General features: G+C 34.7%; 19 protein-coding genes and 4 pseudogenes. 19 read left to right on the top strand and 4 right to left on the bottom strand.

Features of this window, described 5'->3' with window-relative positions; translation table 11 throughout:
* The first annotated feature begins 50 nt into the window (after nucleotides 1–50).
* The 7 genes and pseudogenes from IGK53_RS13085 to IGK53_RS13055 all read left to right on the top strand — a co-directional run bounded on the left by IGK53_RS13085 (nucleotide 51) and on the right by IGK53_RS13055 (nucleotide 7,086).
* Entirely contained in the window at nucleotides 51–1,241 is a 1,191-nt protein-coding gene (locus tag IGK53_RS13085; RefSeq protein WP_252705701.1) for an IS256 family transposase, read from the top strand.
* Nucleotides 1,242–1,776: 535 nt separating this feature from the next.
* Nucleotides 1,777–2,349: a Dps family protein gene (locus IGK53_RS13080; protein ID WP_002292150.1), complete on the top strand. Its 573-nt coding sequence runs from the start codon at nucleotides 1,777–1,779 to the stop codon at nucleotides 2,347–2,349.
* Between the two features lie 144 nt (nucleotides 2,350–2,493).
* Nucleotides 2,494–3,198, top strand: a complete 705-nt coding sequence (locus tag IGK53_RS13075) for a Crp/Fnr family transcriptional regulator (RefSeq protein ID WP_002320186.1) — start codon at nucleotides 2,494–2,496, stop codon at nucleotides 3,196–3,198.
* Between the two features lie 227 nt (nucleotides 3,199–3,425).
* A complete protein-coding gene (locus tag IGK53_RS13070; protein WP_002320187.1) occupies nucleotides 3,426–3,764 on the top strand; it encodes a hypothetical protein in 339 nt (112 codons plus the stop codon).
* Nucleotides 3,749–4,604 (top strand): annotated as a pseudogene (gene lgt / locus IGK53_RS13065) (prolipoprotein diacylglyceryl transferase). Before IGK53_RS13070 ends, lgt begins: the two are co-directional and overlap by 16 nt.
* Before the next feature lie 146 nt (nucleotides 4,605–4,750).
* A complete protein-coding gene (locus tag IGK53_RS13060) occupies nucleotides 4,751–4,984 on the top strand; it encodes a heavy-metal-associated domain-containing protein (RefSeq protein WP_002342389.1) in 234 nt (77 codons plus the stop codon).
* Between the two features lie 197 nt (nucleotides 4,985–5,181).
* Complete coding sequence (locus tag IGK53_RS13055; protein WP_264453293.1) at nucleotides 5,182–7,086, top strand: heavy metal translocating P-type ATPase; 1,905 nt, start codon at nucleotides 5,182–5,184, stop codon at nucleotides 7,084–7,086.
* Between the two features lie 269 nt (nucleotides 7,087–7,355).
* On the opposite strand, the gene IGK53_RS13050 is transcribed toward IGK53_RS13055, so the two are convergent.
* A complete protein-coding gene (locus tag IGK53_RS13050) occupies nucleotides 7,356–7,592 on the bottom strand; it encodes a helix-turn-helix transcriptional regulator (RefSeq protein ID WP_002329962.1) in 237 nt (78 codons plus the stop codon).
* Nucleotides 7,589–7,897, bottom strand: a complete 309-nt coding sequence (locus IGK53_RS13045; RefSeq protein ID WP_010728593.1) for a DUF6442 family protein — start codon at nucleotides 7,895–7,897, stop codon at nucleotides 7,589–7,591. The genes IGK53_RS13050 and IGK53_RS13045 overlap by 4 nt, the downstream gene beginning before the upstream one ends.
* A 209-nt stretch (nucleotides 7,898–8,106) precedes the next feature.
* Here IGK53_RS13045 and IGK53_RS13040 point away from each other — a divergent pair, with 209 nt between their 5' ends.
* From IGK53_RS13040 to IGK53_RS13030, 3 genes are all read left to right on the top strand, one after another.
* Nucleotides 8,107–8,469 carry an ArsR/SmtB family transcription factor gene (locus IGK53_RS13040; RefSeq protein WP_002341318.1) on the top strand — a complete coding sequence of 121 codons (363 nt, stop codon included), beginning with the start codon at nucleotides 8,107–8,109 and terminating at the stop codon, nucleotides 8,467–8,469.
* Nucleotides 8,470–8,485: 16 nt separating this feature from the next.
* Entirely contained in the window at nucleotides 8,486–9,103 is a 618-nt protein-coding gene (locus IGK53_RS13035; protein WP_002341317.1) for a CadD family cadmium resistance transporter, read from the top strand.
* A gap of 238 nt (nucleotides 9,104–9,341) precedes the next feature.
* Entirely contained in the window at nucleotides 9,342–9,893 is a 552-nt protein-coding gene (locus tag IGK53_RS13030; RefSeq protein ID WP_047927362.1) for a tyrosine-type recombinase/integrase, read from the top strand.
* Nucleotides 9,894–9,956: 63 nt separating this feature from the next.
* Here the strand turns inward: IGK53_RS13030 and IGK53_RS13025 are convergent, their stop codons facing one another.
* Nucleotides 9,957–10,637, bottom strand: coding sequence for an IS6-like element IS1216 family transposase (locus IGK53_RS13025; RefSeq protein ID WP_185952816.1), 681 nt, complete (start codon nucleotides 10,635–10,637; stop codon nucleotides 9,957–9,959).
* 75 nt (nucleotides 10,638–10,712) lie between these two features.
* On the opposite strand from IGK53_RS13025, the pseudogene IGK53_RS13020 reads away from it, so the two are divergent.
* From IGK53_RS13020 to IGK53_RS13005, 4 genes and pseudogenes are all read left to right on the top strand, one after another.
* A pseudogene (locus IGK53_RS13020) lies at nucleotides 10,713–11,042 on the top strand (recombinase family protein); the annotation flags it as partial.
* 142 nt (nucleotides 11,043–11,184) lie between these two features.
* Nucleotides 11,185–11,406: a helix-turn-helix domain-containing protein gene (locus IGK53_RS13015; protein WP_002331328.1), complete on the top strand. Its 222-nt coding sequence runs from the start codon at nucleotides 11,185–11,187 to the stop codon at nucleotides 11,404–11,406.
* A 15-nt stretch (nucleotides 11,407–11,421) separates the two neighbouring features.
* The gene (locus tag IGK53_RS13010) at nucleotides 11,422–11,961 is read left to right on the top strand and encodes a hypothetical protein (RefSeq protein WP_277891362.1); all 540 of its coding nucleotides are present in this window, start codon (nucleotides 11,422–11,424) and stop codon (nucleotides 11,959–11,961) included.
* Nucleotides 11,962–12,325: 364 nt separating this feature from the next.
* Nucleotides 12,326–14,128, top strand: a complete 1,803-nt coding sequence (locus IGK53_RS13005; protein WP_430605054.1) for an exonuclease domain-containing protein — start codon at nucleotides 12,326–12,328, stop codon at nucleotides 14,126–14,128.
* Nucleotides 14,129–14,186: 58 nt separating this feature from the next.
* Here IGK53_RS13005 and IGK53_RS13000 read toward each other — a convergent pair whose 3' ends face one another.
* On the bottom strand, nucleotides 14,187–15,095 hold the full coding sequence (locus tag IGK53_RS13000; protein ID WP_430605053.1) for an IS982-like element ISEfm1 family transposase: 909 nt from the start codon (nucleotides 15,093–15,095) through the stop codon (nucleotides 14,187–14,189).
* A gap of 155 nt (nucleotides 15,096–15,250) precedes the next feature.
* Here IGK53_RS13000 and IGK53_RS12995 point away from each other — a divergent pair, with 155 nt between their 5' ends.
* The 5 genes and pseudogenes from IGK53_RS12995 (at nucleotide 15,251) to IGK53_RS12975 (ending at nucleotide 21,116) form a co-directional block, all read left to right on the top strand.
* Nucleotides 15,251–15,373 (top strand): hypothetical protein, encoded by a 123-nt coding sequence (locus tag IGK53_RS12995; RefSeq protein WP_228780300.1) that lies wholly within the window; start codon nucleotides 15,251–15,253, stop codon nucleotides 15,371–15,373.
* Nucleotides 15,374–16,015: 642 nt separating this feature from the next.
* A pseudogene (locus IGK53_RS12990) lies at nucleotides 16,016–16,216 on the top strand (hypothetical protein).
* A 381-nt stretch (nucleotides 16,217–16,597) separates the two neighbouring features.
* A pseudogene (locus IGK53_RS12985) lies at nucleotides 16,598–18,186 on the top strand (hypothetical protein).
* A 1,336-nt stretch (nucleotides 18,187–19,522) separates the two neighbouring features.
* Nucleotides 19,523–20,077, top strand: a complete 555-nt coding sequence (locus IGK53_RS12980) for a tyrosine-type recombinase/integrase (RefSeq protein ID WP_195219795.1) — start codon at nucleotides 19,523–19,525, stop codon at nucleotides 20,075–20,077.
* A gap of 373 nt (nucleotides 20,078–20,450) precedes the next feature.
* Entirely contained in the window at nucleotides 20,451–21,116 is a 666-nt protein-coding gene (locus IGK53_RS12975) for a hypothetical protein (RefSeq protein ID WP_229038681.1), read from the top strand.
* The last annotated feature ends 23 nt before the right edge of the window (nucleotides 21,117–21,139 follow it).

The raw sequence follows: 21,139 nt of genomic DNA, 5'->3' as shown, positions 1-21,139 counted from the left end.
TGTGTAGAATAGAGTTACCACAACACATTCACAGAAAAGAGGACTTCCATATGAACGATTTTACTACAGAAATTCTAAAGACTCTAGCGAACAAAGGCGATTTGAATGAATTATTCCGTGTCCATTTGGAAAAAGCTGTCAATACGCTTCTCAAAACGGAGTTAACGGCTTTCCTCGATTACGAAAAGTACGATCGCATTGGTTTTAACACGGGTAATTCTCGTAACGGCTCCTATGACCGTACAGTCAAGACCGAGTACGGGGAACTTCATCTCCAGATTCCGCGCGACCGCAATGGTGAGTTCAAGCAACAGACTGTTCCTGCTTATAGACGGACGAATGACACGTTAGAGGAGACCGTCATTCACCTCTTCCGAAAAGGTATTACCATGTCGGAAATCGCAGACTTGATTGAGAAAATGTATGGGCATCACTACACGCCCCAAACCATGTCCAATATAACAAAATCATTTACAGAAGAGGTAACGGCGTTTAAAGGGCGGGAGCTTCATGACAGTTATGCTGCTATTTATATGGACGCAACGTATATTCCGTTAAAGCGGAAAACCGTCGCCAAGGAAGCTATTCATATCGCAGTTGGCATTCGCCCGGACGGATCAAAGGAAGTATTGAGCTATGCGATTGCACCGACTGAATCCATCACGATTTGGGAGGAAATTTTATTGGACCTTCAAGAGCGCGGTTTGAAAAATGTCCTCCTGTTCATCACGGATGGCTTAAAGGGGATGGTAGGAGCGATTAGTCGGTTCTACCCCAAAGCCCGTTTTCAACATTGCTGTGTGCACGTTTCCCGTAATATTGTTCACAAAGTATGTGTCAAAGATCGAAAAGAAATCTGTGATGATTTTAAGGCTGTTTATCAAGCTAGCTCAAAGGAAGAGGCAAATACCTTTTTAGGGAGTATGATTGAGAAGTGGCAGAAAACTTATCCTAAAGTGACGCAGTCACTGATAAAAAATCAAGATTTATTGACTTTTTATGAGTTTCCGCCTGGTATCCGCCGAAGCATTTACTCAACTAATTTAATCGAATCTTTCAATAAACAAATCAAGAAATACAGCCACCGCAAGGAACAGTTCCAAAATGAAGAGTCGATGGAACGTTTCTTAGTCTCGTCTTTTGATACTTACAACCAAAAATTCCTAGGTCGCAGTCATAAAGGTTTCCAACAGGCCGAAGGCGAGCTCGAACAAATGCTGAGTCAACCGATGGAGAATTAGAAACAATCTACAGTAGGGAAGAACCATTTACACAAAATTATTGACGCTCCCAAGCTAAAACTCCTATTAATCGATCTACTAAAAATAAATAAAAAAATTCTTTTCAATTTTTATTTATGGTGTGACATAAATAAAGTAAAGTTATTCTTCTAGGTTAATCTTATTAATGCTCTTTCTCACTAGTGTTGCATGCAACACTAGTGAGAAAGAGTATTAAATATACTGCAAGGTAAGACATTTGGTAATTGAAGAATAACAAGCAAAAAAATAGCAGTCAGGTCTCTTGACAAAGTATAGTTGCTATTCTTTTTTTAGGCCCTACTTTAATGAAATTTTTGTTTGGAGGGGACGACTTCATTCCTTTGATTATTTCAGTTGAATTTAATAGAGAAGCCTGGCGTCTATTAAGAAATACTTTTCTTGATGAGCGTCAATTTTTTTAACGGAAATCTATCCTATACTAAATTCAGTAAAGAAAAAGGAGGAATCAAAGAAAGCTATTTTAAACAAACCAAAATTATAGGAGGAATAAATCATGACTGAAAATAAAGCTACTCAAGAAAGAACACCCCAAGAAAGATTGCAAGAAGAACAAGAACACAAGGAACATGTTCATCATACGAAAATTAATGCAGCGGCCATTGCGGATCATCTTTTAGGCAACATGCATACATTACATGTGAAACTGCACCAATATCACTGGTATGTAAAAGGAGCCAATTTCTTTACGTTGCATGAAAAATTTGAAGAGTTGTATAACGAAAATGAAAAATGGTTCGACAAACTTGCGGAGCGTCTAATTACTTCTGGGCATAAACCTGCTTCGACAACGGTTGAATTTGAAAAATATTCGATGCTTTCGGAAGATGCAGTTAATAAATACGCTAAAGCAGAAGACATGGTTGAAAATATTATCGAGGACTTCAGAAGCACTCGTGACCTAACTATTCGCGCGATTCGTTTAGCTCAAGACGAGGGTGACGATGCTTTAGAAGATACATTGATTGCTTTTAAAAATGACTTAGACAAGAACATTTGGATGCTGCAAGCGTTCATTGGTAAAGAAGCATTAGAAGATGATGACGCTCTTGATGAGGATGAAGATTAAGGTAAAGGTAGAAGCTGATTTAGGGATTGGAATTCTTTCCAGTCCTTTTTCCATTTTCTTGATGTGCATCAATTTTTTTGTAGTAAGAGACTTATATAATAAAAGCAGCGAATATAAACAAAATAAATAAAGGGGGAGAATGAATTGACTAAACATACCCATCATGAAATTGGCGACCACGCAGCCTGTATCCGCTTGGTTCCAATATTCAATCACTTAGAGGATAGCGCGATGAATTACATTGCTGAAAAAGCCCACACGAAACAGTATCAAAAAGGAGAGTTTCTGTTTCGTTCACAAGAAAAAGAGGATACTTTATATATTATCAATCGTGGGAAAATCCGTATTTATCGATTGGCAGACTCTGGCAAAGAGCAGCTAGTGCGGATCTTGAGCCCTGGTGATTTCACCGGAGAATGGACCTTGTTCAACCCGGATGCAGTACACGAGGAATATGCCGAAGCAACCCGAGATACCGTTGTCTGTATGATTCAGCAAAAAGATGTCCAAGATTTTCTGGAACAATACCCAGCTATTTCTTTAAAACTATTGGCGGAAATGTCTAAACGGTTAGAAAGTTCAGAACGTCAAACGACACAAGTAGCCGTGGAGAGTGTCATTACCCGTTTAGTTTTGTTTTTGGCAGAAAATGTGGAACCTGAAATGGGCAACTCTCCCACCATCACCCTGCCGATGGCAAAAAAGGACATTGCTTCCTATTTAGGAACGACACCTGAGACCATCAGTCGCAAATTTGGAGAATTGGAGGACGAGGGATTGATTCAACAGCTGTCTGGGAAAAGGATCAAGATTCAGGATTTAGATGATTTATTGCTTTACAGCGAATAATCGGACACACTTTTTTCTACACGTTGGTGTTCTGTCGCTCTTCATTAACAACGGGACAGAACTCAGTGCTTTTGCTTCCATCTGTCCGTTTTTGGCTTTTTTAAGACAGAACGACCTTCATTCATTGGAAAAATAAAAGCACAAACATGATAACCCTCAAGTTTTTTTGTTTTATTTTTCTTTAAGATAGGGTTGTCGAACAAAACGTAAAAATAAGTAGGGTGAATGTGCATTGTTTTTGGGTGATAGTTGCCATCACGTTGTCAGCAGCGGGTGCATTCTTTGTCGTCCCTTTCACCAAGAACACGATTGGCGGCGAAGCAAAAACGTCTAACGTTGTTGAGGCAGATAGGTTAGCTATGGAAAAAGAAGAGGAAGTTGTAAAAGGAGCCGGCGTAATCGGACACGGAAAAGTGGCGTATTACGAAGCGAGTGACCAGGGAGATAAAAGTGTATTCACTGTTTGGTTTCCATGGAGCTTAGCCGGAATCTTGTTCAACATCACCATGACTAGAATGACGCGAAAAATTGAAGAAATGGAGCAAATAGAATGGGATTCGTATTAGGCGTTTTGAATCCCCATGTGGTGGAGATTGGTTCTGTTGTGATTCATTGGTATGGAGTCATTATTGCAGCGGGCATATTAGCGGCTCTCCAGTTGAGCACCAAGGAAGCAAAGAAAAAAGGACTGGAAGAGGATACCATTATCGATATGGCCTTATGGGCAATTCCGATTGGACTCCTCGGCGCTCGGCTTTATTATGTGTTATTTGAACTTGGTTATTATCTGCAAAATCCAGGACAAATCCTTGCGATTTGGAATGGCGGTATTGCGATTTATGGGGGATTGATTGCAGGAGGGGGTACGCTATATTGGTATGCAAAGAAAAAAGGTACTTCTTTGGCACTCGTTCTTGATATTTTAGCGCCCAATGTATTGTTAGCCCAGTCCATTGGTCGTTGGGTCAATTTTATGAATCAGGAAGCTCATGGTGGGCCGGTTACTCGTCAATTCTTGGAAAATCTTTATTTACCTGAATTTATCATTTGAACAAATGAATATCAATGGTACCTACTACCATCCGACTTTTTTATACGAGTCATTGTGGAGTTTGTTGGGCTTTGTCCTCATCGTCACTATACGGAACCGAAAACAGCTTTTGCGTCAAGGAGAAGTCGCTTTGAGTTACGTTTTGTGGTACTCAGTGGGTCGGTTCTTCATTGAAGGTATGCGAACGGACAGTTTATGGATTGGCGAGTGGATCCGCGTTTCGCAAGCCTTGTCTCTGGCCCTGTTTATTGGCGCAATTGTAGTATAGTTTATACGCAGACAAGATTATCCACCAATTTCTTATTATTCTGATGGCAATAAGGGGCAGAAAAAGACTATTAAGATGGTGAATTGAGCAAAAAGATAAAAAGAAGTGCAAAACTTGATATGCGTCAATTTTCGTTTGCTAAAAGTGAGCTATATTACAGTTGTAAAGAGGAAAAGGCAGTGTTCATTAATCTGCTGCCTATAAAATAAAAACACATAAAGGAGATAGGAATTATGGAAAAAGCTATATTGCAATTAGAAACGTTGTCTTGTCCAAGTTGTATGCAAAAAATTGAAGGTGCTGTAAAATCAGTTAACGGTGTTGATAAAGACAGCCTTAAAGTATTATTCAACTCCAGCAAAGTCAAAGTCAATTTTGATTCAGCTGTCACTTCGATTGAAGAGATTCAAAAAGCTATCGAAAACGTAGGCTATCCGGTCCTTAAAGCAAAAGTCAAGGCCGCTTAACAGATTAAATGAACTAGGCAATTCTGGAAGAAAAGCTATTTTTTCAGGATTGCTTTTTTTGTTGCAATCCGATTCGAGGTGCTTAGAAACGATAAAAGAGAACTTTCTAAACTTGATGTCAGTCAATTAATTACTTAGGCAATTATTTTATATTATGTTTATCAATAAAAGAGAAATTAAATTTGGAGGGAAAAAGCATGCAACAATATATATTAAGCAAGAAAAATGTTATCACCGTCATCAGTGGATTGTTAATCGTACTCGGTTTCTTCAGTCACTTTGTTTTAGAAAACGTAGGACTTTCAGAGTGGTCTTTGATCATCGCCTCTGTCTTTGGGATTACGCCAATTGCCATTCAAGCGTTTCAAGCAATGAAAGTCAAAGTCATCAGTATTGATGTCTTAGTCAGTATTGCAGCGATTGGTGCGCTTTTTATTCAAAATTATGAAGAATCGGCTATTGTCACGTTCTTATTCTTATTCGGACACTACTTGGAACAACGAACATTGAACCAAACGCGATCTGCTATCAAAGAATTGACTGAAATGGCACCCGAAAGCGCCTTGAAACAAATGGATAATGGCGAATTTGAAGAAGTAGACGTGGATGATATAGATGAAGGGGATATCTTACTCGTTAAAACGGGTGCGAAAGTTCCAGTAGATGGCATAGTCCTTACGGGTGAAGGGCATATCAATGAAGCTAGCATTACAGGGGAAGCTGTTCCGGTCAATAAGCAAGCTGATGCAGAAGTTTTTGCAGGAACCATTTTAGAAAACGGAACGATTCAAATCAGAGCTGACCGAGTTGGTGAGGACACCACATTTGGTAAAATTATTGAACTCGTGGAAGAAGCACAAGATTCTAAATCCGAAGCAGAACGGTTCATTGATCGCTTTTCTAAATACTACACACCAGCTGTCTTGGTTCTGGCAATTGTTGTATGGGCGTTCAGTCAAAATATTGAGTTAGCAATCACCATCTTGGTTCTAGGTTGCCCAGGCGCATTAGTTATCGGAGTGCCTGTCTCAAACGTTGCCGGTATTGGGAATGGTGCTCGTAACGGTGTTCTTTTAAAAGGGAGTGAAGTCATTCAAGACTTCAGCAATGTGGATACAATTGTATTTGATAAGACAGGTACTTTAACTGTCGGAAACCCAACCGTTGCAGCGACTGAACTGTATGAAAAAGATTCTGCTGAAACGCTTGGCTATCTGGCCAGTGTGGAACGGGAATCAGATCATCCATTAGCAAAAGCGATCTTAAATCAAATTGGAGAAACAAACTTTTATCCTGTTGAAGAAACTGAAGTCGTGAAAGGCGGCGGAATCGTTTCAAGTGTAGCTGGACATAGAGTGGCTGTTGGGAATGTGGCCTTGATGGAAAAAGAAAATGTCACTCTTAGCAAAAAAGTGCAAAAAGATGTCAAACGGTTTGAACAACAAGGGAACTCTCTCGTTTTGACAGCGGTCGACGGTGAATTAAAAGTACTGATGGGCATTCGCGATCAAGTCCGTCCGGGTGTGAAAGCTAATTTGCAGGAATTAAAAGACTTGGGCGTGAAAAATCTAGTCGTTCTTTCAGGAGATAACCAAGGAACCGTTGATGTGGTCGCCGGCGAACTTGGTTTGACCGAAGCTCACGGCCACATGTTGCCGGAAGACAAATCGGCTTATATCGGAAAACTTCAACAACGTGGTCAAATTGTAGCCTTTGTTGGAGATGGCGTTAACGATAGTCCGTCCTTAGCTTTAGCAGACATTGGAATCGCAATGGGAAGCGGAACGGACGTAGCGATTGAAACATCCGATGTCGTTTTAATGAACTCGAACTTCAGCAACTTGCCTCACGCATTAGGATTAGTAAAAGCCACCGCAAATAATATGAAACAAAATATCGTGATTTCAATTGGAGTAGTGTTGGTCTTGTTGACCAGCGTCTTCTTCAGCGAATGGATGAATATGTCTATCGGAATGTTGGTTCATGAAGGTAGTATCTTGGTGGTAATTTTCAATGGCATGAGATTAATGAAGTATAAGTTGAAAGGTCGAAAAGAACAAAAAGAAGTATCAGCACCTGCAGAGAAAGTAAAAATATCTTAAGAATAAATTAGAAGAGGCTGAGACAATAGTCCATCCTTGAAATGACAAAAGCGGAAACTCAGATTTTTAAATCTGGGATTTTCCGCTTTTTTGAGTTCTTGAAAAAAAATAAGAGTATAGAGTATGCTCTTTATAAAATTAATTTTCGTGTAAATGATTAAAAAATCTAATAATAAAATTTAAATTCCTATTAAGTTGTAACACATGAAATTACATAGAATCGTGTATCTAGAAATTTGTATTAACAAGGTTCTTTAATTTTTTTATATTTAATCAAAGTAGAACAACTCTTCAAATTTTTTATCTAAAGCGATACATAATATCAATGCTAATTTTGCTGTAGGAACAAACACACATCTCTCTATTGAACCAATCGTATTTCTAGAAACACCGATCATATCTGCGAGTTGTTGTTGAGAAAGCCCTAATTCTCTACGGGTGTCCTTTAAATGATTTTTCAGTACTAAATCTGTCTCTTCTGAATAATTTTTATCTTGTTTACTCATATTGTTTCGATCACATACCAAACTAAGAACGCAATTCCAATAAAACCAGTAACAATACCATATACCAAGGTATCTTTTTCTTTCGTTTGCTTATAACGATTAAAGCTATGAAAAGATAAAAAAGATAATGGGATTGCACCAGTATCTCCAAACGGCAAATTCATATATATTTTATAGATAGTTATAAGCATGATTAACATAGCCATAGCAAAGAAACCTTTCTCATCACTCATATTATTGATATGGTCGTTGCCTTCATCTTTTTTTTCATTTCGGTAACTGTTTAATATCTTTTCTTTTTTCATAATTATCCTCCTTTTATAATGACAAGTTTATTTGTCTGAATAAAGAATAACTCAGACAAGTACGCTTGTCAATGCTGCTCTTTATTTGAACAATCTTTTGATACATGAAATTGCTTATAATAGTGTATTGGAATTAAGGTAGATTGACAAACGAGTGATCAAATAGATATACTTCATTCAAACAATCGTTTGAATGTGAGGTGAGATGAATGGAAAAAGTTTGCCAAGTGACTATCGTACATAAAGAAAAAGTAAATGTAATAAAAAATAAATTGGATCAAAAAGATTTTTCAAACTTACTTGTGTTAGGGAAATGTTTCAGCGATTCTTCTAGAATTAAAATTTTCTATGCTTTAGAAACCTATAAGGAAATGTGTGTATGTGATTTAGCAGAAATACTTACTGCTAGTGTCGCTACAACGTCACACCATTTACGTTTTTTAAAAAAACATGGAATGGCAAAATCACGTCAAGATGGAAAAGTAGTTTATTACTCTTTAGCGAATGAAGACATCCTTTCCGCTATTCGTGTTTTTTTTAAGTTATCAGAAAATCTATCTATGAAATCTTAGTTTGGAGGAAGTTATTTTGTTACAAAGTATTTTTTCAGCTATCGCTGTTTATATTTCTACCAGTATTGATTATTTGTTTATCTTGCTCATTATCTTTTCTCAAAGCCACACACAAAAAGGTATTCGTCACATTTTTTGGGGTCAATATCTTGGAACAGGTATTTTGGTAGCCGTAAGTTTGTTTGCTGCTTATGTGCTAAATTTTATTCCGCAAGATTGGATCATTGGACTTCTTGGATTAATTCCAATTTATTTAGGTATTCGTGTCGCTGTGATAGGTGAAGAGGAGGAAGAAGAAGAGGAAGTCGTTGAAAAGTTAGAATCTAGAGGAACCAGTTGGTTATTTTGGACTGTCGCCTTAATAACCATTGCGTCAGGTGGCGATAATTTAGGCATTTATATTCCTTACTTTACTTCGTTAGCCTTTTCAGAAATTGTTATTACTTTAATCGTATTTGCTTTCTCTGTTGCAATTCTTTGCTATGTCAGTTATAAATTAGCAAAAATTTCCTTTGTTTCCGAAACATTAGAAAAATATGAACGAATCATTGTTCCTATAGTGTTTATTGGTTTAGGAATTTATATATTGATCGAAAATGGTACGATTCAAACTTTATTAAGTTTATTTAATTAATAAGTAGTTTGACTGTTAGCACAAAAAAAGACAACGAGATTTAATCGATGTCTTTTTTTGTGCTAACAGATTGGCGCATTATCCAAATAGTATCATGCGATACATGAAATTGTATAAAATCATGTATCAAGAATCCTATCCCTATAGGGTTCTTTTTTTTTACCCCCCCTAAACACACGATTTCGTGTTATAATAACTGTAATCATGTATTCGAACAGACTAAAAAGGAGGGATTGTCATGGGCTATAATGTTCAGCCACTACGGTCGCAACAGGAGATTAATGATTTTTTATTTTGCCTGCGACGGAATAAAAATGCGGAACGTGACGTTTTCTTGTTTCTAATTGGAATTAACAGCGGTCTGCGCATGTCCGACATCGTCAAACTCAAGAAAAAAGACGTGATTACCTCAAAAAACCCGCGCATCGTGGAGCAAAAGACAGGGAAAACACGCATTTTATACTTAAGCAGCTTACAGGACTTGATTCACGGCTATACCGCACCCTTAGATCCGGAGGCTTACTTGTTTCCCACTACTAAGGGCGGCCATTTAGAAATCAATACAGTCTACCAGATGTTTCAAAAGGTCGCGAAGCTGTTAGGAAGGGACGATATCGGCACCCACACCCTACGAAAAACCTTTGGTTACCACTGTTACAAGAAAACCAAAGACGTGGCCACCTTAATGGAAATCTTTGGTCACAGCAGCGAGAAGATTACCAAACGCTACATCGGAATTAATGAAGATGAAATCAGTGAAACGTTATTAAATTTTCGGTTAGGTTTTTGATTGTACTAAGGTTCTGTTGCAAAGTTTTAAATAAAGAATAAAATCCCTTACGGTATCTATGATTTAAGCTGGGATTCCCAATAATACCTTGATTTCAGTACAGACCGAAAACCCGAAGAGAGTGCCTTCTTTTCGGGTTTTCTTATATAATCCTCGAATGGCTTCCATGCCTTTAATCGTGGTAGAGGCAGTGCGTAAACTTCGATAGAATTTATTGCGTCTCTTTACTGGACGATGGTCTTGTTCAATCAAATTATTCAGGTATTTAATGGTACGATGTTCTGTCCCTTGATAAAAGCCGTATTCTTTTAGTTTCTTAAAGGCACTTGTAATAGAGGGGGCTTTATCTGTGACTACAACCTTCGGTTCATCAAACTGCTTCACTAACCGCTTAAGAAAAGCATAGGCTGCTTGTGTGTCCCGTTTTTTACGTAACCAAATATCCAAGGTTAAACCATCTGCATCGATGGCTCGATACAAATAATGCCATTTTCCTTTAATTTTGATGTACGTTTCATCCATTTTCCATGAATAAAAGGATTTTTTATTTTTCTTTTTCCAAATTTGATAGAGTAGTTTGCCATATTCTTGCACCCAACGATAAATCGTCGTATGAGAAACGTTAATGCCACGATCATATAAGATTTCTTGAACTTCATGATAGCTAAGGTTATAACGAAGATAGTAGCCCACGGCTACAATAATCACATCCTGCTGAAATTGCTTTCCTTTAAAATGATTCATCGTCATTCCTCCTGCTATCTTTTTCTATTATTCTACCTTATTTGATAGTAGATTTAAAACTTTGCAACAGAACCAACGACAGAATACCAAATTTCAGAGATTAACAACTTACTGGAGAAAAAGCAAAAAGAACTCATCAAGCTGGCTAATAAGGGTCAAGATTATGAACATCTAGCAGATGAGATTGATGAGCTGAGAGACAAGCGACAGCTCCTTTTAGTAGAAGATGCCTCCCTCAGTGGCGAGAACGAGCGAATCAATGAGCTGATTGAATTTATCCGCAAGAACAAATTCCGTACCTTAGAGTACGATGATAAGCTTGTAAGGAAGATAATCCAGAGCGTTACAGTCTATGAAGAACACTTCGTCATATCCTTCAAATCTGGCATCGAAATGGAAATATGAAAACCAGAAGTAAATAGCCCATGACTCTACAGTAGAGTCGTGGGTTTTCTTTTGCTTGCTGATTATAATAATATTTTAATAACTATTGTTATTATAAACCAAATGATTTATAATATTCTTAGCGTAAACTTGGAGGTGCTGTATGACTACGGCAGAAATGATTAAAGAACTGTGTGAGCAAATGAATATAAGTGTTTCCGAACTTGCTAGACGTATTGGACAGACTCCACAGAATTTCAATAAGAAATTACAACGAGAAACGGTAACCTTAGATGAGTTGAAAGCGATTGCTGATGTGCTAGGTGTCAAGTTTGTGCAGGCTTTTATATTGCCTGATGGCAATGAAATAAAGATAGGTAATTAGGAGGTGTAATTTGTATTGAAAATCATAACAATAAATGATGTTGAGTATGCTGTATTTGCTGCTAATGAAGGTACTTCCAAACCACAACCTCATATCATAGAAACGAAATCTGGTACTATTCCAGAAGGAAAACAACTGAGTTTATTAAAAGAATATCTTAAGCAGAATGATATTTCCCCAATAAAAGGAGCAACAACATATTGGTGCATTGACAAGGTTCTTAAGCTTGATTCAAGTAAAGAAAAAACTATAAGTGAAACAATCCATAAACAAAAATACTTATCTTTAACTGAAGAAAATATTGAGAAACAGCATAAGTTTGTAGGTGCAAGCTCTAATTATGGGAAAGAAGGTCTAATAATACATGATGTTTTGAATGCATTTCCTCTTCATAATGATTTAAATACTATTGCGATGAAGATTGCGGTAATTGATGTAACAAATTCAACACATCTTTCTCAATATAAGAGCAGGTTGTCTTTATATGATTTGGCTAAAGTAATTCTGGAGATTCCAAATTTTGATGATCGGTTGGCAAAAGGAGATCCTCGTTGATAAATATTATCGCAAGGAACATTGGTGCAGTTAATATGTTCTCATTTGCATCCAAGTACTGTACATATCATAATGTGGAAGTGTGTGGGAGAGATGATTACTCCATCTTTGATGGTATCGTTAAAAATACTCTTCCACACTATATCCAAGGACTAACTACGAATAAGATTGATACGTGGCGAAGAAGTTTTGATTACGAGGCATTTAACGAATGTGTTGGAAAACTACTTGATGAAAATAATATACATATTCCTTTTAGAAGAAGAAAGTTAGATCACTTCTTGTGGTATGCGAATAGGTAGAATATAAGAAAAAGGCATCGTAAAAGTGATTCTGGATAAAATTAATGGGGGAGGAAATAATAGTGGGATTATTTGATTTTCTAAAGAAAAAACAAGGAAAGGTTAGTAAACACGTTGATTATCAACTGGCTTCTAGTCTATTTCGTACTGGTAAAGTTTTTGCTGAAAAATTGGAAGTGGACATATCAAATGTAGATGAGTTTCGTAAAACTTTTATCGCTTTTGATGTGGAAACAACTGGCCTAAATTCTTCTTCAGATAGAATTGTAGAGATTGGTGCGGTGCTATTTAAAGAAGGAGTTCCAATTCAATCATTCGGAACTCTTGTCAATCCAAAAGTTAGAATTGCAGCCTCAGCTTCGGCAATAAATAATATAACTAATGAAATGCTAAACTCTGCTCCAAATGAGCAGGAAGTTTACCCCCAGTTGGTAGAATTTTTAGGAGATGCACTAGATGGAAAAATCACTATGTGTGCACACAATGCAAGTTTCGATTTTGGATTTTTAAGTAACACATTTTCTAGACTTGGGTATGATGCTAAAATTAAGTATGTTGATACTCTGAGTCTCTCTAGAAAACATATAAAAGGCATTGTAAATCATAAGCAAGAGACTGTAGCGGAATATTTCGGATTAATAAATGACACTGCCCATAGAGCGGAATCAGATGCAGATATATGCGGAAAGATTTTTTGGGGTGTTTTAGATATTATTGAGGAGTCGTTGGAAGAACAAAAAAAGCAAATAGAAAAGATGACTCCAGACATAAAAGAACTTGAAGCTTGTGCTTTTATTCAAGATATTATTGAGAAAAAAGGATGCGACACCAGTTGGATCAGGTATCGAAAAAACAGTAATAATTATGTCGATGTAACTTGTCTATATACATTCTTAAAGTTTAAGTTTGCTAAGAAGGGAAATTACATCATTATTAGAAAAGATGCTACAAATGGAATTGATTTACCTATAGAACCTTGTACTGTAAGTGAAGGCGGTACAACAAATGTGCGAGTCTATTTTCGTAGCCCCTTTGACTTAACGCCTCTTTCAAATTATATTTTCAGTGCTTATAGCGATTGTTATAATTCTATGAATGAATATATGAGTGTTAGTAATTACACTAAAAAAGAAGCAGAGCAAAGCCTTAGTATGCTGAAATCTATTTCAAAATCAGCGATGAAAGAGTTATTATTCGATGCAAAAAATCGTGGATATGATGAGACTGAAGTTAACCTAAATATTGAAAAAGTGATATCTAGAGAAGATGTAATTATTAACGGGTTGCATAATCGAGTTTCATTAAACAAGATACGAAATATAGGGAATTGGGAGAAAGGATTTGATGCAGGTTATCCATATTGGGAACGTGGAGAAACTGCTAGGAAAAATGGCAAAGTAGATGAAGCTATTGCATTTTTTGATAAAGCTCGATATAACGGCTATGATGTTCCTGCGCTATATGATTCTTATGCTAAAGCTTATCGAAAAATTAAGGATTACGATAATGAAATTCTCATTCTTGATGAAGGAATTATGCGTAAAACACGGCACGATGTTGGTACTTTAGAGGCTCGTAGGGATAAGGCAATTAAGCTATTATTTGCTAAACAAGAGGCAGAGCGGATAGCTAAGGAAAAATCTGATTTTCTAAAAGCGAACAAAAAAGAGGATGCGATTAGTGAGCCTAGCAAGAAGCGTGGAAGACAGATTATTCAAATGACTGATGATGGAACAATAATAAAAGAATTCGATACTATAGCTTCTGCTGTAAAAGAAGTTGGCGTTAACTCAAAAAGTATTAGGGATGCTGCAAATGGAGTTCAAAAACATGCTGGAGGATACTGCTGGAAATACAAAGATTAGCAGATAATCTAAGATAACCTAGGATCTTCTTAATAGATACCCGTGGTGCTAGTTAATTTTAATATCCTAAAGAATATCTCAAAGTTCCTTCAAAACGTCGTTGTGCTCGACTTAATAGAACACTGTAAGCCAGTAATATGCTTTCAAATCTACTCTCTAGCACTTTAACAGAACGTGAGTTGAAATTTTGACAACCTAATTTTTCTAAGGAAGAAAAAACAGTCTCAACTATTTTTCTTTGTTTTCCAAGTAAGCTGTGGTCTAGTTTTTCTGATTTATCCATGTTTTTACGTGGCGGAACGGATATAGTAATGCCCATAAGGGCAAGCTTTTCATGGATTTTATGGCTAATATATCCTTTGTCCCCTAGGATATTGGGAAGATTCGCTTCTTCCGATAAAGTCTCTAACACTTTCACGTCATGGACACCTGGATTCGTGATTGAGTAAGTAATCGGAAAGCCAGTCTTAGTAACGATCATATGAATTTTAAGACCATAAAAATAAGATTTTTTTGTTGAGTTATAGCCAACTTTGGCTATTTGATTCAATAGTTTTGCTTGTCTATTTCTAACTAGTTTACATAATGGACTAGGAAAACTATCTATAATTCCGACTAGTTCACCTTTGGTGAGCTTCTTGATGAAAAAGTATCGAATAATCTTGATAGTGTAAGCTAAGTTTGAACTTAAGCGAGTGAATCGACTCCTACTAGGAAAGTCACCATTAGGAAATAAGACGGAACAAACCGCTCTATACGTGGCTCTTTGGCTAGTATAGCCATTAATTATGCCCCATATAACACAAGCAATAATCACTGTATCGCGTTGCTTCAGTTGATCAGTATTTCTTCGGTTTTTAATCTTATCTGGTACACAATTGTGGTATATGTTAGAAACAGTTCTCATAATTTCCTTGAATGTTATAAAAGTATCTGTATAATGTTCAGTATATTTTGATGAACGCATATGTAGTCCTCATTTCTTGGGAGTTTTGAGACTACTCTATGCGTTTTTTTGTTGATTTACCAACATGTTTAGACATTTTCCTCTAGGAAAAAATTAACTAGCACCACGGGTTAAATCTATATTTTGATATACAAATTACAGCTTCAGATACTAAGTTGCATAAACCTTTTCCGGACCCCATACAAAAGGCAATTGATGAATTGGGCATAAAAAATAAGAAACGATTTATATTGGTGATTCATTATATGACATGCAAAGTGCGAAAGCTTGTGGGATAGCATTTGGTTTAGCTAAATGGGGAGCCAAAAATATAGAAAATTTTCAAAGTGTAGATATAATTATTGATTCTCCTCAAGAAATACTTGATTTGTTAGAAAAATAGACAAAGAGCGTGAGATAAGGATAGGGTCTCACGCTCTTTGTTTTTCGCCATTTAAAGATTGAAATTTTTGCCATTTAAAAAGAAAAGTGACAGATAGGAATAAAAACTTATTAAATGTAGTTATGATCTGTTATATTTCATTTCTAATACTAGGTCTTCCACAAGCAGTGTTTCCTGAAGTGTTTTCTGGAGACTGGGGTATTGTCAGCTATTCTATATTAACATTGATTGCTATGGTTTTAGGTACTTCATTTTATAATGCCTTTGTAAGTAAGCATGTTGAGGAATATGAAGTATTAATGTACTTAAAAGAGAAAAAAACAAGTAATTAATATGAGAACACCACGCATAGTTTTTATTTTGAGATATCCTAGAATGAAACACATTAAGAACGAAAGCAAAGCAAAAGACGCCAGAACTTCTACTACCTTCTAAGTTTTTTCATATTTGTTTGTTATGCTATACATAGATCTGCATAATTAGACTTGCGCTGCCCGTTATTGAAGTTTCAGGCAGCGCTCTTTTTGGGGGATCGATAATGGAAGAAGAAAAAATATTTGAGAAACGCTGGCAGCTAGCATCAAGTGAACAAAGAGCAAGATACAATAATTTGATCACCTCCTACCCCACTGTTGACTAGACATATAAGGAAAAGAAATACTTACTTTGGCTGTGCCAGTTAGATATAGATACCTTTGAAACATTTGAAGTGATCCTAGATAAAATTAAACAGAATTGATCAGAAACAAGCGAAGCCTTCTCTCGGTTCGCTTGTTTTGCTATTTATTAGTTGGCTCAGGGCAACTCTAAGCTCGTTTGAAAGAAAACCGATGGATAATCCCCTTGTTTGTACCACTTTAGAATACATGGATGTACGTATTGCCATTGACTCCTATTAGTTACTGAAAAAAAATTTAAACAAGTTGAGTATTGCAGATAAATAGCTCCAGTGAGGTGAATAACTGCTCCACTCAAGGCAATAGATAGCTCCATCCAGGGCAACAAACTGCTCCACTTTCATATTTAATAGATGAATAACCTTCTGTATAATAGAAAGGCATACCTTTCGGTATGACAACTTATACAGGATGTTATTTTATAAAAACTAGTACTACTTGTTATATTATTAGTTATTGCTAGTCTTTATTCTTTTTTGTTTTTTAGTAATACACAAAATATCTCAACTACAGGAGATATCGCTTTTCACTTTTCTAGAATAAAAGGCTTGTCCTCAGTATTTTCTGGTCTAATAAATTTTACCACATTTAATAGTTATGGCGGAGGGGTCAATTTTTTTATCCGTATCTAACACTCTTTCCAGCCGTAATTTTTTACTGGATAACAAATAATTTGATTCTAAGTTACATTTTATACGTTTGGGTATTGAATATTTGTACAATTCTAGTGACCTATCAATATGGCCAAAGGTTCTTTAAGCGAATAGATGCAGCTTTCTTATTTAGCTGTTTGTATAGCTTTTATGGATATCGTTTAATTGATATATATCAGCGTTCTGCAATTTCAGAATCAATTGCGTTGACGATTATACCAGTTATCTTGTATTACACGTATAATCTTCTTTATGAAAGAAAGAACTGTGTGATTCCTTTAGCTATCAGTATGAGTTTGCTAATCTATACCCATGTTCTCTCCACTTTTATGAGTGTGATTGTTATTGGCTTCTTGTTTATCGGCTCTCTTTTCTCTAAGCGAAAAGAGAAAAAAGAAATGTCGGATCTGATATTAAATATGATAAAAGCTGTTGGTTGGACCATTCTTTTAACGGCTTACGTTTGGTATCCGATGTTACAACAAGTCCTACATCAAAAAATTAATCGTCCTTTTCGCACAAATCTTCAAGAAAGGGCATTGAATATTTCTGATAGTTTAATCGGTGCAGTAAATAATGATTTAGTTACGTTTACAATGGGAACAATTGGTGTGGTTTCATTGATTCTTCCACTTTTCTTTTTAAAAAAATTTACCAATAAAGAAAAGATTATTTATTTTTGTGCAGTGACCACTTGGTTTTTATCAACGAATCTTTTTCCATGGGAAATTTTACAAAAAACACCTATTCAAATCATTCAATTTCCGTGGAGAATCTTGGGTTTTCAAGTGCTTTTTGGTTCATTAATCTTAACCATAGTGTTTTTAAAGTGGAAAACAAGCAACAAAAAAAGTATGCGGAGCCTTGTAGGAATAGTTCTTATTATTTTTACTGTGACTGCAGCAACAGAAGCAAATTATTCGTATAAAATTCAGTCGTATAAAGGTCGTTTAGTTATGACCAAAAAAGATGTTACACGTTATACATCCTCAAGAACTGGAGGCCTATATGACTATGCACCATTAGATGCATTGAAATATAAAGATCATTTAAAGAAACATGAAGTAAAAGTTGGTGATCGATGGGAGAATGCATCTCATAAAGCATATAATTCCAAAATAGTCTATACAGTAGAAGATGCCGATGAGCAAAATATCACATTACCTGTATTCAATTATTGGGGAACAGTTGTGAAAGTAAATGGGAAAAAGAGCACTATAGAAAATGACAATGGTTTAGTGTCTATTAAAGGTACGGGAAAAAGAACTATAGTTGAGGTTTCATCTACGTATCCAACTACGATGATTCTATCTTTATTAATTAGTTCAATAACTTTTATATTCTTATTTACACGTTATTTAATAAGATGCTGCGGTTAAATGAAAATAGATTAGATAGATATTATAAATATGTTGATTCTATTTTCATAGCAATGGAGAAAATACATTAGCAATATATAAAAGAAGGTATCAAGAGTCACAGTGAATTTATTCCGAAAAGTGAAAGGAGTAAATATAAAATTTAATAAAAATATAGAACTAAATAGGAAAACGTAGACGTAATTTTCTACGTTTTCCTTTTCATATATATTAAATATTACGGAAAATTATACAAACTAATTTAGTGTTTTGTTTGTAATTCCTAATTTTGCTCCACTTTTAGATAATTTTTAGGTCTATTTAACTCATCAGACATTCTATGCTCATTTTCTCCAAATTTGTTTCAACTCTTTCGTACTTAATTTTGCGTATTTGAAAATTCTTCTTTTAGAGTACTTTTATTACGATACTAGTATGATATATATCTATAGCAAACAGTTAAAATCTTCCTAAAATAAGCGAATAGCATTCCTAAAACCTATAAAATTTTTAGATGAAGCGACAAGTGGACAATTAATAAACTACTTGAACATGAAATTATGGATCACCTTTCAAATTTAGAAAATGGAATTCTTATACTTATTGCGCAACATTTATTGATTACAAAATTATGTGACAAAAAGAACTAGTAGAAGAAGGAATAATGGCTTGATAATAAAGTACTACCTATTAAAGGTAGTACTTTATTTAATTTAGTATAAATTAACATACTACTATATTTTAGGTTTCATATTATATAAATTAATAATAAACTACCATTTGTTGGTAGTATAATTTAAAGGTAATAAGTTATTTTTTTATTACTATGTTTGGGTTTTATAGCAAGGAAAGTTTAATAAGAGTTTGGACCTAGCAAACAATATTAATGAGGTCATTAAATCTTATTATCTTTAATGATATAACGAAATATCTACAGACAAAATTATGATCTTGCGTAAAGTTATAAAATATTAATAAAAATATTTTATTAATGAAAAGCTTGATAGCACGGTTATTCATATGCTAATTCATTTCACTTTATAGTAAGGGGAGTTCTTAGTATATTGTTCAAACTTAAATTTCATATAATTTAATTATGTAAATTAGCTATTCTAAGAACTTCTACGGATAACTGCCCGTCTAAAATTTAAATAAGAGCTTAGAATCTTCATATAAGTAAGGTTAATTTTTTTGTACAAAAAAGTCGGAATATTCTGAGTTACTGAAATGATATAAAATCATAAACTAAACCCCTTGATTTTCTTCACTTTTAACAGAGTATATATATAAGTTCATGATTATGGTAAAATATATATATAATCATGAACTCAGAATATTTTTAAGAAGGGAAACAATAGTGAGCTATAATGTACAACCGTTAAGGACAAATGAAGAGATACAAGATTTTCAGTTTTGGCTAAGAAGAACAAGTAATCCAGAAAGAGATAGTTTTTTATTTTTGTTTGGAATCAATAATGGGTTACGTATGTCAGATATTATAGGATTAAAAGTTGGAGACATACGAGGTAAAAGTAAGCCTATTATTGTTGAACATAAAACAGGTAAGCGAAAACCGATTTTTATAGATAATTTGAGAGAAGAGATTTTATTATATACTGAAGGTAAAGAAGAAAATGATTGGTTATTTCCAAGTCGGCAACAAGGTCGACATATAACAAGGGATCGTGTCTATCAGATATATGCAGATATAGCAGAAAAATTAGGAAGAGATGATATAGGAACACATACATTAAGAAAAACTTTTGGGTATCACTACTACAAGAAAACTAGAGACATTGCTACCTTAATGTTTATTTTTAATCATAGCTCGCAAGCAATTACAAAAAGGTACATTGGTATAACTGAAGATGAAATAGGGGCATCGTTACGTGGTTTTAAATTGGGAGACTAATTGAGATATTAGGATATATTTTTTGTGTATAATGAAAACTTAGAAGGTGAGATTAATGAAGATAACTGAATTTTCGGAAGTATTTAAAACGTTTAGTAACATTTACAATAGAATACCAGAGATAGAACAAAATGTTGTAGTTGATAATGATTATTATATAGAGAATGATTTTAATAAACCAAGAAAATATGACAACCTATACAATTTTATACACAATAGAACAACAATAAATAACAACAGTAACACTCGAGTTTTGATTAATTCAGCATATTTTCATATTAAATATTTAAAGAAATATGAGTATGAATAAGTTGTATTAGATTATGGGCTAAATAGACAGTCATTTTTAATTTATGCAATAAATAACGGAAATTTGCCAAGCAATAAAAAGAACATAATTATTAAAACATATGCCTATCTAGAGGGGGGATCTAAAAAACTAATTAAGTCATGTAATATAGAGTATCAATTATCAATAGGAGAAATTAAATGTGTTTTCGAAGAAGATTTAGAACTTGACTTAAAAAAAATTTTTGCCAGCAATCATGATTATATAGGTTTGATTTATAAAATTATTGAGGATGATAAACAAACTGAGCTTAATATGTGCTATTTTGATAGAGAACAAGATTTTTTTTATTATGGTGGAATGGGTGGAGGATCTATTGTTCCAAAGATAAATTTAGTAGAGTTAGATGTAAATAATTACAGGGAATTATATGTTTTTAATAGTTTAGATTTTGAAATACCTATGAAACAGATGAAAAATATTGACATACATATACTGCCAAGTGAGTCGTGTCAAATAGAATATTCAATCGAATATTTTTACAAAGGTAAAAAAATAAAAAAATGTGACAAGTGTTTTGAATCAGCTGTGGTAAAGGTTCCTCAATTTAAACTAAATCCAGCTGCCTCGATACAATTTCAAGGACATGTATTTGATGTTTTAGCTAAAGATAACATAAAAAAATACAAAAAAGGTAATATATTCCATATGTCAACGGCACCTTTAAAATGTAGGAAAACGGCAATTTAAAATTGTTGGTTTTCCTACATTTT

Origin of the sequence: Enterococcus sp. DIV1224, assembly GCF_050555455.1 — a bacterium.
GTDB classification, from domain to species: Bacteria; Bacillota; Bacilli; order Lactobacillales; family Enterococcaceae; genus Enterococcus_B; species Enterococcus_B lactis.
This window is presented reverse-complemented; position numbering and strand designations above follow the sequence as displayed.

Bases quoted from the DNA above. Each gene is read 5' to 3' on its own strand.
- IGK53_RS13085 (WP_252705701.1), top strand. From the start codon at position 51: ATGAACGATTTTACTACAGAAATTCTAAAGACTCTAGCGAACAAAGGC.
- IGK53_RS13080 (WP_002292150.1), top strand. From the start codon at position 1,777: ATGACTGAAAATAAAGCTACTCAAGAAAGAACACCCCAAGAAAGATTG.
- IGK53_RS13060 (WP_002342389.1), top strand. From the start codon at position 4,751: ATGGAAAAAGCTATATTGCAATTAGAAACGTTGTCTTGTCCAAGTTGT.
- IGK53_RS13055 (WP_264453293.1), top strand. From the start codon at position 5,182: ATGCAACAATATATATTAAGCAAGAAAAATGTTATCACCGTCATCAGT.
- IGK53_RS13050 (WP_002329962.1), bottom strand. From the start codon at position 7,592: ATGAGTAAACAAGATAAAAATTATTCAGAAGAGACAGATTTAGTACTG.
- IGK53_RS13045 (WP_010728593.1), bottom strand. From the start codon at position 7,897: ATGAAAAAAGAAAAGATATTAAACAGTTACCGAAATGAAAAAAAAGAT.
- IGK53_RS13040 (WP_002341318.1), top strand. From the start codon at position 8,107: ATGGAAAAAGTTTGCCAAGTGACTATCGTACATAAAGAAAAAGTAAAT.
- IGK53_RS13030 (WP_047927362.1), top strand. From the start codon at position 9,342: ATGGGCTATAATGTTCAGCCACTACGGTCGCAACAGGAGATTAATGAT.
- IGK53_RS13025 (WP_185952816.1), bottom strand. From the start codon at position 10,637: ATGAATCATTTTAAAGGAAAGCAATTTCAGCAGGATGTGATTATTGTA.
- IGK53_RS13015 (WP_002331328.1), top strand. From the start codon at position 11,185: ATGACTACGGCAGAAATGATTAAAGAACTGTGTGAGCAAATGAATATA.
- IGK53_RS13000 (WP_430605053.1), bottom strand. From the start codon at position 15,095: ATGCGTTCATCAAAATATACTGAACATTATACAGATACTTTTATAACA.